This window comes from Quadrisphaera sp. DVD1 (assembly GCF_058932755.1).
Genome location: NZ_JBZYWI010000014.1, coordinates 21,498 through 34,710, shown reverse-complemented (window position 1 = coordinate 34,710; position 13,213 = coordinate 21,498). Strand labels below are relative to the sequence as shown.

Sequence of the window (13,213 nt, the reverse complement as noted above, 5' to 3'; positions counted from 1 at the left end):
CACGCGGAGGCCGTGGCCCGCGGCGCCGCGGGCGCGCTGGTCGAGGCCTCCGCCGGCGCCGGGCTGGTCGTCGTCGGCTCCCGCGGGCACGCGCAGGCGGACAGCGCCGAGCCGGGGTCGGTGGCCCTGGCCGTCACCGCCCACGCCACGTGCCCCGTGGTCGTGGTCGCCGGCGCGGCCGACACCGCGGCCGGACCGGACCGGCCCGTCGTCGTCGCCGTCGACGGGTCGGCAGCGGCCCTGGCCGCGGTCCGCTTCGCCGCCGACCACGCCGAGCGCGCCGGCGCCCCGCTGCGGGTGCTCGCCACCTGGCACCTCACCGCGGCCGACGCCTGGGCGGTGACCTTCTGGTCGCACACGTACCCGTACCCGACGCCGCAGGCCATGCTGCGCAGCCTCGCCCACCAGGCCACCGCGGCCGCCGTGGACATCGTGCGGGAGCTGCACCCGCAGGTGGAGGTCAGCGGTGCTGCGGTCGAGGGGGCGCCGGGCGCGGTCGTCGCGGACGCCTCGCACGGCGCGGGACTGGTCGTCGTCGGCGCCCGCGGGCACGGCGGCTTCGCCGGGCTGCGGCTCGGCTCGGTCAGCCGCGCGGTCGTGCGCGCGGTCGCCTGCCCGGTGGCCGTGGTGCCCAGCCCGGAGCTCCCGGTCGACGGCACCACGCTCTGACCCGCCTCAGGCGAGCGGGCCTCCGGCGGCGCTCGCCGGCGCCCAGCCGATCGCCGGCGCGACGTGCTCGGCGATCGTCTCGAGCAGGGCGGCGTTGTAGTCGACGCCGAGCATGTTCGGCACCGTCAGCAGCAGGGTGTCGGCCTCGCGCACCGCGGCGTCCTTCGCCAGCTCCTCGGCGAGGACGTCGGGCTCGCCCACGTAGCTCTTGCCGAACCGGGCGCGCACGCCCTCGAGGACGCCGACCTGGTCGGTGCTGTCGCGGTCGTCGCCGAAGTACGAGCGGTCGAGGTCGCTGACGATCGGCAGCACGCTGCGGCTGACCGACACCCGCGGCTCCCGGGGCCAGCCGGCCTCGGCCCAGGCGGCGCGGTAGCGCGCGATCTGCTCGGCCTGCAGCTCGTCGAAGGGCACGCCGGTGTCCTCCACGAGCAGCGTCGAGCTCATGAGGTTGAGGCCCTGCTCGGCGGTCCAGACCGCCGTGGCGCGGGTGCCCGAGCCCCACCAGATGCGGTCGGCCAGGCCCGGCGACTGCGGCTGCACGGCGAGCCGGCCGCTGGCGCCCCCGGTCATCCGCGGGTCGGCGTCGACGACGGTGCGCCCGCTGACCGCGTGGAGGAAGCGGGCGGTGTGCTCGCGGGCCAGGTCGGCGTCCGTGCTGCCCGCGGGCGGGACGTGGCCGAAGGCCTCGGAGCCGCGCAGGGCCGTCTCCGGTGACCCGCGGCTGACGCCGAGCTGCAGCCGCCCGTCGCTGAGCAGGTCGGTGGCCGCCGCCTCCTCGGCCATGTACAGGGGGTTCTCGTAGCGCATGTCGATGACGCCGGTGCCGATCTCGATCCGCGAAGTGCGGGCGGCGGTGGCGGCCAGCAGCGGGAACGGCGAGGAGAGCTGCCGGGCGAAGTGGTGGACGCGGAAGTACGCGCCGTCCAGCCCGAGCTCCTCGGCGGCCACGGCGAGCTCGACGCTCTGCACGAGCACGTCGCGGGCCGTGCGCACCTGCGACCCGGGGATCGGCTGCCAGTGCCCGAAGGACAGGAACCCGATCCGCTTCCTCACACCCGCGACGTCCATCGCCACCGACCTCCGCTCGTCTGGACAGCCCAGCGCCGCGGAATGCCCGGCTGTTCCCGGAGGTTCCGCAGGGCACCCGCCTGGTCGTCCCACCCCCCGAGGAGCTCCCATGCCCACCTACGCCGTCACCGGGGCCACCGGCCACCTGGGCCGCCGCGCCGTCCAGGAGCTGCTCGCCCGCGGCGTGCCCGACGGCGACGTCGTCGCCGTCGTGCGGACGCCGGCGAAGGCCGCCGACCTCGCCGAGCAGGGCGTGCAGGTGCGCGAGGGCGACTACTCGCGCCCCGAGACGCTGCCCGCCGCGCTGGCCGGCGTCAGCCGCCTGCTGCTGGTCTCGGGCAGCGAGCCCGGACAGCGCGTCGCCCAGCACACCGCCGTGATCGAGGCGGCCCGGGCGGCCGGCGTCGAGCACGTCGTCTACACGAGCATCCTGCGCGCCGACACCACCACCAACCCCCTCGCCGGTGAGCACAGGGCGACCGAGGAGGTGCTGCGCGCCTCCGGCCTGCCCTCGGCGGTGCTGCGCAACAGCTGGTACACGGAGAACTACACCGGCCAGCTCGCCCAGTACCTCGAGCGGGGCGAGGTGCTCGGCGCCGCCGGGGCCGGCCGGGTCTCGGCCGCGCCGCGCGCCGACTACGCCGTGGCCGCCGCCGCCGCGCTGCTCGAGGGCGTCGAGGGCGTCCACGAGCTCGGCGGCCCCGCCTTCGACTTCGCCGAGCTGGCCCGGACGGTCAGCGAGGTGACCGGGACGCGCGTCGTCTACCGCGACCTGTCCCCGACCGACTACGCCGCCGCGCTGCAGGAGGCGGGGCTGGACGCCGGCACCGCCGCGTTCGTCGCCGCGCTCGACGAGTCGATCGCCCGCGGTGAGCTCGAGACCGATCGCGACGACCTGGCCCGCCTGCTCGGCCGGCCCGCCACCCCGCTGGCCGACGCCGTCCGCGCGGCCCTCGCCTGAGGTCTCCGGGGAGGGCAGCAGCCGGGCGAGGCCTCATGGCGTCGTCACAGGCGGCGCTCAGCGGCGCCCGGGGCAGCGGCGGTGGACTTCTCGTCGAGGGCGGTCACCGACCGCCTCGTCCCCGGAGGAGACCCGATGAGCAGGACCAGCACCGCCACCCGACGCCGCGTCGTCCGGACCGCTCAGGCGCTGACCGCCGCGGGCCTCGCCGGCGTCGGCGTCATCGCGGCCGACGTCCCGGCGTCCCTCGTGGCGCAGAACCACCTGCGCCTGGCGCCGTCGAGCCTGCCCGCCCCGGCGGTGGAGCCCGGCCGGGGGACCTCGCCAGCGCTGACCGTGCCCTTCACGACCGGGAGCGCGTGGCCGGACGCCGCCTCGCCGGCGAACGTCCCCCTCCTGCCGGTCTGACCCGCGCGCCCGCGTCTGCTCAGCCCCGGGCGGGCGCGGTCGTGCGGCCCGCGCCGTGCCGCGCCAGGAAGTCCAGCGCCGTCTCGGCGACCTCCGCCCAGCCGGAGTCGGCCCCCATCGAGTGGCCGCGGTCGGGGAAGGTCTCGAGCTCGGGGCGTGCAGCCACAGGCCGTGGACGAAGACGACGGGGACGGGCGCGGGAGCGGTCACGGGGGTCTCCACGGAGGTGCGGCGCCGACGACCGGTCGGCCGCTGGCTCCGAGCGCCCGCTCAGGTGCCGCAGAAGGTCTGGTAGGCGCCGAAGTCCTGCGGCGCGGGCTCGGCGTAGCGCTCCATCCCCGGCTGCTCGGCGAAGGGGCGGGTCACGGCGGCCATGAGCCGGTGCAGCGGGTCGAGGTCGCCGTCGGTCGCGGCGCCGAGCGCCTCCTCGACGAGGTGGTTGCGGGGGATGTAGACGGGGTTCACCCGGTCCATCGCCTCGGCGTCCGGCCCCAGCGCGCGCCAGCGCTGCAGCCAGGCGTCGATCCCGGCGAGGTCGAGGAACGGCCCGCGCGCGGGCTCGGCGTCGCCGCGGGCCGCGGCGCCCAGGCCGCGGTAGAACGACGTGTGGTCGACGTGGTTCGCCTGCACCAGCGCCAGGAGGTCGTCGACGAGGGGGAAGACGACCGCGTCGTCGAGGGCGTCGGGCAGGCCCAGCTTGGCCCGCATCCCCGCCGACCACGCGGCGCCGTACTGGCCGCGGAAGGCGCCGAGCGCCTCCACCGCCAGGGCGACCGCCTGCTCGCCGTCGTCGGAGATCAGCGGCAGGAGCGCCTCCGCCAGCCGCGCGAGGTTCCACTCGGCCACCACCGGCTGGTTCGCGTAGGCGTAGCGCCCGCCGTGGTCGATGGAGCTGTAGACGGCGGCCGGGTCGAAGGCGTCGAGGAAGGCGCAGGGCCCGTAGTCGATGGTCTCGCCGGAGATCGTCGTGTTGTCGGTGTTCATCACGCCGTGCACGAACCCGAGGAGCATCCACCGCGCGACGAGCGAGGCCTGCGCGGCCACGACGGCCTCAAAGAGCGCGAGGGCGGGGCGCTCGGCGTCCGCTGCGCCGGGGTGGTGGCGGGCGATGGCGTGGTCGGCGAGGCGGCGCAGCAGGTCGACGTCCCCGGTGGCGCGGGCGTACTGGAAGCTGCCCACCCGCAGGTGGCTGCTGGCGACCCGGGCGAGCACCGCGCCGGGCAGGAGGGTCTCGCGGCGCACCTGCCGGCCGGTCGCCACCACGGCGAGGGAGCGGGTCGTCGGGACACCGAGGGCGTGCATCGCCGCGCTGACGACGTGCTCGCGCAGCATGGGCCCGACCGCGGCGAGCCCGTCGCCGCCGCGCGCGAACGGCGTGCGGCCCGAGCCCTTGAGGTGCAGGTCGCGCAGGTGGCCGCCGGTGTCGGTGAGCTCCCCGAGCAGCAGCGCGCGCCCGTCGCCCAGGCGCGGGACGAAGCTGCCGAACTGGTGGCCCGCGTAGGCCTGCGCCACCGGGGTGGCGCCCTCGGGCACCGCGGCGCCGACGAGCAGGCGCACGCCGTCGGGCGTGCGCAGCCAGCCGGCGTCGAGGCCCAGCTCGGCGGCGAGGGCGTCGTCGAGCACGAGCAGCCGCGGGTCGGGAGCCTCCTCCGCGCGCCAGGGCAGGGCCATCTCCCCCAGCTCGCGGGCGAAGCGGTCGCCGAGGGAGACGGTCGGGGGCGGGGCGATGCTCACCCCGTCGAGGCTACGTCGGGAACCGCCGGCCGGCCCGCGGCGAGAAGTCCTTCGGATCCGGAGCAGTGCGCCGATGAGAGGCTCGTCCGCACCACCTGGGAGGAGGGTCCGCATGGAGAGCATCACGCTGGAGACGCCGGAGTCCGTCGCGCGCTGGGTCGAGATCGACCGGCGCTACCGCGAGAGCGCGGCCCTGCTCACGGAGGTCCGGGCTCGCCGCCAGGTGCTCGCCGGCTTCATCCCGAGCCCGCGCACGCCCTCGCGCACCGAGCGCTAGCAGCACCGCGCCGGCGCCGCTCGGCGCCGCCGCGACCACAGGAGGCCTCGCCCCACGGCGAGGCCTCCTGTGGCGTTCCGGCCCTCGGCCGCGTCAGCGGTGGTGCCCCACCAGGGCCGCGCGCATCACCTCGTGCAGGTGGGTGTTGGGGTAGACGCCCGTCAGGTCCTCGCTGCCCGGACCGGAGGCGGTGACCGGGGTGGGGGCGCTGGTGTGGCCGGTCGTCGTCCAGTCGAGGACGAACAGCTTGTCGCTGCCGGCCACGGAGAAGGGGCCGTCCTCGCCGGACTCGCCCTCCTCGTACGAAGCGGGGACGGAGACCTCGCCGTCCTCGTAGGTGGTCCCGCCGGGGCCGCTCTCGTCCTCGGCGTCGACCTCCTCGACGGTCAGGCCGCCGCACTCGTGGTCCCCGGTGACGATGAGCAGGGTGTCGGGGTGCTCGGCGACGTAGTCCTGGAGCAGGGCCACCGTGGCGTCGAGCTGCTCCATCGCCGTCAGCACCAGCGCGGCGTTGTTGCTGTGCGACATCTCGTCGGTGGCCTCCTCCTCGACGAGGAGGAAGAACCCGTCGTCGTCGCGCTCGAGCGTCTCCAGCGCCTTGGCGGTCATCTCCGGCAGCGGCACGAGCGGGTCGTACTCGTCGCCCTGGCCCTCGGGGCGCTGCTGGAACATCTCCTCGTTGGCGAACAGGCCGAGGAGCTTGTCGCCCTCGGCCTCCGCGAGGTCCTCGGCGCTCGTGACGTACTCGTAGCCCTGGTCCTGCGCCTGCTCGACGAGGTCGCCCTCGGCGCCGCGGCTGCCCTCCTCCGGGTCGTCGGCGGGGGCGTCCTCGAAGGCGCCCGGCTCGCCGGCCGGCAGCCAGTAGTCCTCGCCGCCGCCGAGGATGACGTCCGGGTGCGTCACCTCCAGGTACTGGCGCGCGATGTCGTCCTGGAGGTACCGGTCGGTGCTGTTGGAGAAGAACGCCGCCGGCGAGGCGTCGGTGACCTGGGCCGTGGTCACGAGGCCCGTGGCCTTGCCCGCCTCCCGGGCCTCCAGGCCGAGCGGGGTGAGGGCGTCGCCGTCGACGTCGATGCTGATCGACCCGTTGTAGGTCTTCTCGCCCGTCGCCCAGGTGGTGGCCGCCGCGGCGGAGTCGGTGACCGTGTCCTCCGGGTCGTGCGGGCTGGTGGTCTGCAGCCCCGCCACCGGCAGGCTGTCCATGGCCAGCTGGCCGTCCAGGCCCTCGAGGTGCAGGCGGGCGGCCTCGCGGTGCGCGACGGCCATGCCGTCGCCGTTCACGAGGATGACGTTGCGCGCGTGGTGACCTCGACGGTGACCGTCGCCGGAGTCAGCCGCCGCTGGCTGCAGGACCGCCACCCCCAGGGCCGCGGCCGCGACGGCCGCTCCCAGCGGAACGAGGCGGGAGGTGCCCGTGGATCGGATGTTCGACATCGTCGTCCCTTCATCGCCGACCCGGGCGGTCGGACGCTTCGAGCCTGAGAACCACCTGAGGACACAGCGTGAGCCGCGAGGGCCGTCCAGGTGAAGGGGAAGCGGACAGGAGGTGGCAGACCGGGCAGATCGGACCGGCGCGAGCGCGGCGCTCGGCAGGGCGAGGAAGTGTTCACCCGCTGTTCCGCCGCTGCCCCCGGGCGTCGCGGTTCATCCCCGGGACGGAGGGGAAGGGAGCAGTCATGTCGATGATGGAGCCGTTCGTCGCCGGTCACGCCGGCGAGGAGGAGCGCGGGATCCCCGCCGCCGACGCGGGCGCGGGCGCCCCCGAGCCGAGCGAGGGCTTCGGGATCGCCGGTGAGGACCCCGACGTCACCGACGCCGAGCCGGGCGGGAGCCTCGAGGAGCAGGTGGAGCGGACGGTGCCGGAGGACGTCCCCTTCCGAACCCCGGAGCCCGGCCGGCGCGACTGACCGCGGCGTCAGCGGTCGGGCTGGGCGGCGCGGTGGGTGGCCACGGCCCTCCGGAAGCCGTCGAGGAGGAAGGCGCGGGCCTCCCTGCTGATCGGCGCCGAGGGGGCGACGAGGTCGAAGCCGTGGAACGCCCCCGGGAAGACGCGGGAGGTGACCGGCACACCGGCGTCCCGCAGTGCGGCCACGTAGGCGAGGACCTCGTCGTGGAAGGGCTCGAGGTCGCCGACGAAGGTGAGCGTCGGCGGCAGGCCGTGCAGGTCGGTGGCGCGGGACGGCGCGGCGCAGGCGGGCACCTCGCCGCCGCGCAGGTCGCCGAGGTAGAGGTCCCAGGCGCCCTCGTTGGTGGCGGTGTTCCACACCGGGGCGTGGTTGTCGCGGGAGGACGCCGTGGGGCGGTCGTCGATCATCGGGTACAGCGGCACCTGGAACGCCACGGCGACCTCGCCGCGGTCGCGGGCCAGCAGGGTCACGGCCGCGGTCAGGCCGCCGCCGGCGCTCTCCCCGCCGACGACGAGCTGGTCGTCGGCGACGCCGAGCTCGGCGGCGTGGTCGCGCAGCCACAGCAGCGCGTCGTAGCTGTCGTCGAGCGCGGCCGGGTAGGGGGCCTGGGTCGACAGCCGGTAGTCCGGCAGCACGACGACGCAGTCGGTGGCCGCGACCAGCCGCTCAGCGGTCGCGCGGCTCTGCTCGGGGGTGCCGATGGCGTAGCCGCCGCCGTGGAGCCACAGCACCCCGGGCACCCGGGCGCGCGGCACGGCAGGACGGATGACGAGCAGGCGCAGAGCACGCCCGTCGCGCCGGGCGGTCCAGTGCTGCGCGACCTCGACGTCGCCGCGGACGCGCCGCGTGGGCGGCCCGGGGCGACGTCGCCGGGAGGTGAGGGCGTTCAGCACCACCGCCTGCCGCCGGTAGCCCGCAGCTGTCGTGGGCGTGAGCCGGCGCCACAGGCGCGCCGTCCGGCGCAGCCCGGGGTCGACGTCCTGCGGGGTCACTGGACGGACCAGCCGCCGTCGGAGGCGAGGACGGCGCCGTTGACGTTCACGCCGTCGTCGGAGAGCAGGAACGTGATGGAGGCCGCGAGCTGCTCCGCCGTGGCGATGGTGGGGATCATCGCCTGGAAGGGGCCGAGCCGCGCGGTGCCGGCCGCGGAGGGCGTGGCGGACATCGGGATGCCGGTGGCGACCCCGCCGGGGGCGACGGCGTTGACGCGGACGCCCTGGGGGCCGTACATGAACGCCGCGCTGCGGGTCAGGCCGATGACGCCGTGCTTGGAGACCGTGTAGGCGTTGCCGGAGGCGTTGCCGCGCAGGCCGGCCTCGGAGGCGACGTTGACCACGGCGCCGCGGCCGGCGTCGAGCATCACGGGCAGCACCGCGCGCAGCAGCTTGAACGCGCCGGTGAGGTTGATGGCGAGGACCCGGTCCCACAGCGCGTCGCTGGTCTCGTGGGCGGGGGAGAAGTCGTCGTTGATGCCGGCGACGTTGGCCAGCGCGTCGATGCCGTTCCCGTCGGCGGTGGCGGCCGCGACGACCCGGTCGATGTCGCCCTGCTGCGTGATGTCCCCGACGACCGGGACGACCTCCCCGGGGCCGGCCTGCAGGTCGCTGGCGAGCTCGGCGAGGCGGCCCTCGCTGAGGTCGAGGGCGACCACGCGGCCGCCCTCGCGCACGATGCGCGAGGCGGTGGCCCGGCCGATCCCCGATGCGGCCCCGGTGACGACGACCGTCCTGCCGGTGAAGCGACCGGGGGTCACGCGCTCGGTCCAGCCGGCGTCCTCGTCGCTCTCGGCGGGAGCCACGCCGCCGTTGGCGCGCAGCACCAGGTCGTCGACGACGGACTGCGGCATCGCGCCCTGGCTCATGACCACCAGCTGCTGCAGCGGCAGGTCGCGCACGGGGGCCAGGGAGCTCTCGTCGGCGCCGGCCGCGGCCAGCAGCTGGCGGACCAGGGGCCCGCCCTCGGGGTGGGCCAGCCACGCGCCGATCGAGCTCTTCGCCGTCAGCGGCCTGCTCGCAGCAACCATCAGTCGTCCCTCCGCGGTGCGGGTGCGGGCGGCGCGTGCGGCCACCTCCGAGAGCACCGTCGCACTCCGGGGACCGGTGAGTCAACAATGTTGACCAAGCGCCCCGGGCGGATCAGCCCTGAGGGGTGAGCAGCGGCTGGAGGACGGCTCCGTAGCGGACGGCGAGGTCGGCGGTCGGGGTGGCGAGCAGCACCTCGTCGCCGACGACCCACAGCGCGTAGAGCAGCCCCCCGACCACCGCGGCGGCCATCCGCGCCCGCACCTCGGCGTCCGGGCCGGCCAGCCGGGCGCGCAGCGGCTCGACGAAGGCCGACTCGTGCGTGGCCCGCAGGCGCTCGGCGATCTGCGGCTCGCTGCTGCCGCGCACGAGGGCCTGGACGACCCCGCGGCGTGGCTCGTCCAGGGTCAGCAGGTGCGCGACGAGCTGCTCGCCCAGGGCCTCGAGCGGGACGTCGAGCAGGGGCTCGTCGTCGAGCGTCAGGTGCATCGTCTCGAGGAAGAGCAGCTCCTTGCTGCCGAAGTGGCGAATGACCAGCGCCGGGTCGGTCTGCGCGGCCGCCGCGATGTCGCGCACCGGCGAGCGGGCGAAGCCGCGCTCGCGGAACATCCCGGCGGCGGCGGAGAGGATCGCCTCGCGGGTCGCGGTGCTCGAGCGGCGCTGGGGGGGCATGCACCGAGGTTAGGGCTCAGCGCCTCGCGACCCGGGCGCGCCTCACCCGGCGCGCACCGGGTCGTCCGCCGAGACCCGGGAGACCGAGGCGCGTGCCATCGTCGCGGCGGCGATCGCCGTGGTGATCGGCACGGCCAGGGCCACGCAGGCCCCGCCCACGGCGGTGCGCACGACCTCCTCGGCGATCGCGCTGCTGCCCACGGCGTCGAGCAGCGACGGGTCGGCCACCTGGAGGAGCACGAGCGTGGGCAGCGCCGCCCCGGCGTAGGCGAAGGCGACCGTGTAGACGGTCGAGGCGAGGTGGTCGCGCCCCACGCGCAGGCCGCTGCGGAGCAGCAGCCGGAACCCGGCGTGGGGGACGTGCTCGCGCACCTCCCACACGGCGGAGGCCTGCGTGATCGTCACGTCGTTCAGCACGCCGACGCCGGCCAGGACCACGCCGGCCAGCACCAGGCCGGAGAGGGTGTCCGCGGAGGTGAGCTGGCCCAGGTAGGCGGAGTCCTCGTCGTTGAGCCCCTGCAGGTGGCTGGCGCTGACCGAGGCCCAGGCGGTGACCGCCACGAGCACCAGGCCGCCGACGGTGCCCAGGTGGGCGGCTGCCGTGCGCAGCGAGAAGCCGTGCGTGGCGTAGAGGACCACGGACATGATCGCGGTGCACCCGCTCAGGGAGACGAGCACCGGGGGGCGGCCGGCGAGCAGCGCGGGCACGAGGAACACCGCCAGGACGACGCCGGCCAGCGCCATCCCGCCCAGGGCGGCCAGCCCCCGCCGCCGCCCCACGAGGGCGGTCAGCACGACGAAGGCGCCCACGAGCACGCCCAGGGGCCGGGTGCGGGAGAAGTCCACCCACGACCAGCTGGCCGGTGCTCCGTCGAGGGCGGGGAACCGCGCCAGCCGCACCGCGTCGCCGGCGTCGAGCCCGGCGTCCACCACCTGCGCGGGCACCGGGACGTCGACCACCTCTCCGGTCGCCTCGCCGGTGTCCACGCGGGCCCGCAGCACGGGGCAGAGGACGTCGGACGGCAGCGTGCCGTCGGGCAGCTGGTCCAGCGCCGTGCCCGGGCACGTGGCGTCCCGGGTGGAGATCGCCGTGGCCCGCTCCGTCGTCGTCGCGGCCCACCCCGTGCCGGCCGCAGCGCGGAGGCGGTCCACGGTGCCGGCCGGCGGCCACAGCAGCGCCATGCCGACGAACGACGCCAGCGCTGCCAGGACGGCGAGCGCGACCACCGTGCCGCGAGCCCGCCCGGTGGCGCGGACGCGTCCGTCGGCCGCGGGGCCCCCGCCGTGCCCGTGGTGGTGGCCCACCACCGGTGCTGCAGTCACCGGGCCATGCTCACCCAGCAGCGCGGGGCGCAGGTGGCGTTCGCCGCAACGCGCAGCCCGGCAGCCGATCAGCCGCCGGCGTACACCGGCCCTCCGCTGATGCCGAAGAACTCCTCGAGCGTGCGCACCCCGCGGGCGTCCATCGCCTGCAGCAGGTCGGCGCCGACCCAGCGGAAGTGCCACGGCTCGGGGGAGTACCCGGTGACCGCGCCGTCCGTCGCGGTGTAGCGCAGCAGGAAGCCGTACGAGGCCGCGTGGCCGGCCAGCCACGTCCCCTCGGGTGTCGTGCCGAAGCACTCCTGCAGGTCGCACCCCGGATCGCTGCGACCGCCGAGGTCGACGGCGAAGCCGGTCTGGTGCTCGCTGTGGCCCGCCCGCGCCGAGACGCTCTCTGCGCGGGCCACCCCCTCGGCCGCGACGGCGCGCCGGTGCACCCCGACCTGGTAGCCGTACGAGCGGTAGCCGCTGACGACGGTGAGCTGGACGCCGTCGGCCTCGGCGGCGGCCAGCAGCGCCTGCAGGTCGGGGGCGACCTGGGTCGAGACCTCCTCGCCCGCCACCGGCGTCAGGGACGCCGGCTCGTAGTCGACCGGCTGGAGGGGGTGCTGCTTGTTCACCACGACCCAGGGGCTGGCCGGGTCGGTGGTCGAGCGGGCGGCGACGGACGCCGGAGCGGCGAACGACGGAGCAGCGGGCGAGGGGGCGGCGGGCGAGGGGGCGGCGGCGAGGCTCGCGGCGCGCGGGGTGCCCGATGCCGTGGTGCCTGCCGGGGGCGCGCCGCGCCCGAACAGGGCTCCGACCGCGGCGAACGCGGTGAGGAGCACGAGCAGGAGCGCTGCGCGCCGGCGCGCGGCGATCTCCCCGGGGGTGCGGCGCCTCATCGGGCCGGACCGCAGCACCCGTGGGTGCAGCCGGGGTCCGTGGCGCTCGCCTCGGCAGGCTCCGCGCCGGTCCCGCCGAGGGCCGCGGCGGGGGAGCAGCAGTCCTCCCCGCGCCAGGCCCGCACGCCCTCGCGCACGGCGACGGCCGCGATGACGAGCGCCGCGACCGGGTCGGCCCAGGTCCACCCCCAGAGGGCGTTGACGACCAGCCCGACGAGCAGCACCGCGGAGAGGTACGTGCACAGCAGCGTCTGCTTCGAGTCGGCGACCGCGCTGGCCGACCGCAGCTCGCGCCCCGCGCGGCGCTGCGCGAGGGACAGCCCCGGCATCACGGCCAGGCTGGCGGCGGCGAGGACGATGCCGACGGTGCTGGGCGAGGCCTCGGCCGCCCCGAGGAGGGACCGCACGGCGTCGACGCCCACGAAGGCGGCCAGGGCGAAGAAGGAGACCGCGATGGCGCGCAGGGCGCGGCCCTCGCGCGCCTCGCGCGCCTCGGCGTCCGGGGCGGAGAACTGCCAGGCGACCGCGGCGGCCGAGGAGACCTCGACGAGGGAGTCGAGGCCGAAGCCGACCAGGGCGGTGGAGGAGGCGCGGTGCCCGGCGACGAGGGCCACGACTCCCTCGACGACGTTGTAGGTGATCGTCGCCGCGACGAGCAGGCGCACGCGCCGCGCGAGCACCGCCCGCCGCTGGGGCGGGGGGCCTGTCGGCGCGGAGGTCCGCAGCGGCGCCGGCGGCAGCGGCACGGCGGGCATCAGCAGCACTCCGCCGCAGCAGGAGCGGCGCACGCGGCGGCGTCCACGGCGAGCACGACGCCCAGCAGGTCGCCGAGGGCGTGCCCGAGAGCTGCGTCGGCGAGCTCGTAGCGCACCCGGCGGCCCTCGGGGACGGCGACCACCACGCCGCAGCCGCGCAGGCACGCCAGGTGGTTGGACAGGCTCTGGCGGCTGACGCCGAGCAGGACGGCCAGCTCGGCGGGGTAGCCGGGCGCCTCCCGCAGGGCCAGCAGGACCCGCGCGCGGGTGGGGTCGGACAGCGCCTGGCCGAAGCGGGCCAGCACCTGCCCGTGCGTGAGGGTCTCCACGGGCGAGACGGTACACGGACCGATGGATCCAGTCACGGGTGAACTGGCCGGCCGTCGGTGGCTGGCCGGCTCACGGGACGGCGGCGCCCTCGTCGTCCTGGCTGGCCAGCGGACCACGCAGGTGTCGATGTCGAGGTGCTCGTCGGCGCGCACGAACACCTCGGGCGCCACCTCGAGCCAGGTCGGCGTCCGCACACCGCGAGAC

General features: G+C 76.4%; 16 protein-coding genes. 5 read left to right on the top strand and 11 right to left on the bottom strand.

The window, feature by feature from the left end; all coding sequences use genetic code 11:
• Nucleotides 1-669 (top strand): universal stress protein (locus AC5FZL_RS03015; protein ID WP_493617087.1); only part of this gene is annotated, 669 nt, incomplete at its 5' end.
• 6 nt (nt 670-675) lie between these two features.
• Here AC5FZL_RS03015 and AC5FZL_RS03010 read toward each other — a convergent pair.
• Nucleotides 676-1,740: an LLM class flavin-dependent oxidoreductase gene (locus AC5FZL_RS03010; RefSeq protein ID WP_493617086.1), complete on the bottom strand. Its 1,065-nt coding sequence runs from the start codon at nt 1,738-1,740 to the stop codon at nt 676-678.
• Nucleotides 1,741-1,849: 109 nt separating this feature from the next.
• On the opposite strand from AC5FZL_RS03010, the gene AC5FZL_RS03005 reads away from it, so the two are divergent.
• The gene (locus AC5FZL_RS03005) at nt 1,850-2,701 is read left to right on the top strand and encodes an SDR family oxidoreductase (RefSeq protein ID WP_493617085.1); all 852 of its coding nucleotides are present in this window, start codon (nt 1,850-1,852) and stop codon (nt 2,699-2,701) included.
• 135 nt (nt 2,702-2,836) lie between these two features.
• Nucleotides 2,837-3,109 carry a hypothetical protein gene (locus tag AC5FZL_RS03000; protein ID WP_493617084.1) on the top strand — a complete coding sequence of 91 codons (273 nt, stop codon included), beginning with the start codon at nt 2,837-2,839 and terminating at the stop codon, nt 3,107-3,109.
• Nucleotides 3,110-3,128: 19 nt separating this feature from the next.
• Here the strand turns inward: AC5FZL_RS03000 and AC5FZL_RS02995 are convergent, their stop codons facing one another.
• Entirely contained in the window at nt 3,129-3,275 is a 147-nt protein-coding gene (locus AC5FZL_RS02995) for a hypothetical protein (RefSeq protein WP_493617083.1), read from the bottom strand.
• 104 nt (nt 3,276-3,379) lie between these two features.
• Nucleotides 3,380-4,843 (bottom strand): protein adenylyltransferase SelO, encoded by a 1,464-nt coding sequence (locus AC5FZL_RS02990; RefSeq protein ID WP_493617082.1) that lies wholly within the window; start codon nt 4,841-4,843, stop codon nt 3,380-3,382.
• 112 nt (nt 4,844-4,955) lie between these two features.
• Here AC5FZL_RS02990 and AC5FZL_RS02985 point away from each other — a divergent pair, with 112 nt between their 5' ends.
• Nucleotides 4,956-5,120, top strand: coding sequence for a hypothetical protein (locus AC5FZL_RS02985; RefSeq protein ID WP_493617081.1), 165 nt, complete (start codon nt 4,956-4,958; stop codon nt 5,118-5,120).
• Nucleotides 5,121-5,213: 93 nt separating this feature from the next.
• Here AC5FZL_RS02985 and AC5FZL_RS02980 read toward each other — a convergent pair whose 3' ends face one another.
• Nucleotides 5,214-6,554 (bottom strand): alkaline phosphatase, encoded by a 1,341-nt coding sequence (locus AC5FZL_RS02980; protein WP_493617080.1) that lies wholly within the window; start codon nt 6,552-6,554, stop codon nt 5,214-5,216.
• Between the two features lie 242 nt (nt 6,555-6,796).
• Between AC5FZL_RS02980 and AC5FZL_RS02975 the strand changes: the two genes are divergently transcribed.
• Nucleotides 6,797-7,027 carry a hypothetical protein gene (locus AC5FZL_RS02975; protein ID WP_493617079.1) on the top strand — a complete coding sequence of 77 codons (231 nt, stop codon included), beginning with the start codon at nt 6,797-6,799 and terminating at the stop codon, nt 7,025-7,027.
• An 8-nt stretch (nt 7,028-7,035) separates the two neighbouring features.
• Here AC5FZL_RS02975 and AC5FZL_RS02970 read toward each other — a convergent pair whose 3' ends face one another.
• The 7 genes from AC5FZL_RS02970 to AC5FZL_RS02940 form a co-directional block, all read right to left on the bottom strand.
• On the bottom strand, nt 7,036-8,019 hold the full coding sequence (locus AC5FZL_RS02970; RefSeq protein ID WP_493617078.1) for an alpha/beta hydrolase: 984 nt from the start codon (nt 8,017-8,019) through the stop codon (nt 7,036-7,038).
• On the bottom strand, nt 8,016-9,050 hold the full coding sequence (locus AC5FZL_RS02965; protein WP_493617077.1) for an SDR family NAD(P)-dependent oxidoreductase: 1,035 nt from the start codon (nt 9,048-9,050) through the stop codon (nt 8,016-8,018). Before AC5FZL_RS02965 ends, AC5FZL_RS02970 begins: the two co-directional genes overlap by 4 nt.
• Nucleotides 9,051-9,162: 112 nt before the next feature.
• Complete coding sequence (locus tag AC5FZL_RS02960) at nt 9,163-9,720, bottom strand: TetR/AcrR family transcriptional regulator (protein WP_493617076.1); 558 nt, start codon at nt 9,718-9,720, stop codon at nt 9,163-9,165.
• A 42-nt stretch (nt 9,721-9,762) separates the two neighbouring features.
• Entirely contained in the window at nt 9,763-11,043 is a 1,281-nt protein-coding gene (locus AC5FZL_RS02955; protein WP_493617075.1) for a YibE/F family protein, read from the bottom strand.
• A gap of 68 nt (nt 11,044-11,111) precedes the next feature.
• A complete protein-coding gene (locus AC5FZL_RS02950) occupies nt 11,112-11,924 on the bottom strand; it encodes a M15 family metallopeptidase (protein WP_493617074.1) in 813 nt (270 codons plus the stop codon).
• A complete protein-coding gene (locus tag AC5FZL_RS02945; protein ID WP_493617073.1) occupies nt 11,921-12,679 on the bottom strand; it encodes a cation efflux transmembrane domain-containing protein in 759 nt (252 codons plus the stop codon). The genes AC5FZL_RS02950 and AC5FZL_RS02945 overlap by 4 nt, the downstream gene beginning before the upstream one ends.
• Nucleotides 12,679-13,008 carry an ArsR/SmtB family transcription factor gene (locus AC5FZL_RS02940; protein ID WP_493617072.1) on the bottom strand — a complete coding sequence of 110 codons (330 nt, stop codon included), beginning with the start codon at nt 13,006-13,008 and terminating at the stop codon, nt 12,679-12,681. Before AC5FZL_RS02940 ends, AC5FZL_RS02945 begins: the two co-directional genes overlap by 1 nt.
• Nucleotides 13,009-13,213 lie beyond the last annotated feature (205 nt).

Coding starts and splice junctions, on each gene's coding strand:
- AC5FZL_RS03010 (WP_493617086.1), bottom strand. CDS start 1,740: ATGGACGTCGCGGGTGTGAGGAAGCGGATCGGGTTCCTGTCCTTCGGG.
- AC5FZL_RS03005 (WP_493617085.1), top strand. CDS start 1,850: ATGCCCACCTACGCCGTCACCGGGGCCACCGGCCACCTGGGCCGCCGC.
- AC5FZL_RS03000 (WP_493617084.1), top strand. CDS start 2,837: ATGAGCAGGACCAGCACCGCCACCCGACGCCGCGTCGTCCGGACCGCT.
- AC5FZL_RS02985 (WP_493617081.1), top strand. CDS start 4,956: ATGGAGAGCATCACGCTGGAGACGCCGGAGTCCGTCGCGCGCTGGGTC.
- AC5FZL_RS02980 (WP_493617080.1), bottom strand. CDS start 6,554: ATGTCGAACATCCGATCCACGGGCACCTCCCGCCTCGTTCCGCTGGGA.
- AC5FZL_RS02975 (WP_493617079.1), top strand. CDS start 6,797: ATGTCGATGATGGAGCCGTTCGTCGCCGGTCACGCCGGCGAGGAGGAG.
- AC5FZL_RS02965 (WP_493617077.1), bottom strand. CDS start 9,050: ATGGTTGCTGCGAGCAGGCCGCTGACGGCGAAGAGCTCGATCGGCGCG.
- AC5FZL_RS02960 (WP_493617076.1), bottom strand. CDS start 9,720: ATGCCCCCCCAGCGCCGCTCGAGCACCGCGACCCGCGAGGCGATCCTC.
- AC5FZL_RS02950 (WP_493617074.1), bottom strand. CDS start 11,924: ATGAGGCGCCGCACCCCCGGGGAGATCGCCGCGCGCCGGCGCGCAGCG.
- AC5FZL_RS02945 (WP_493617073.1), bottom strand. CDS start 12,679: ATGCCCGCCGTGCCGCTGCCGCCGGCGCCGCTGCGGACCTCCGCGCCG.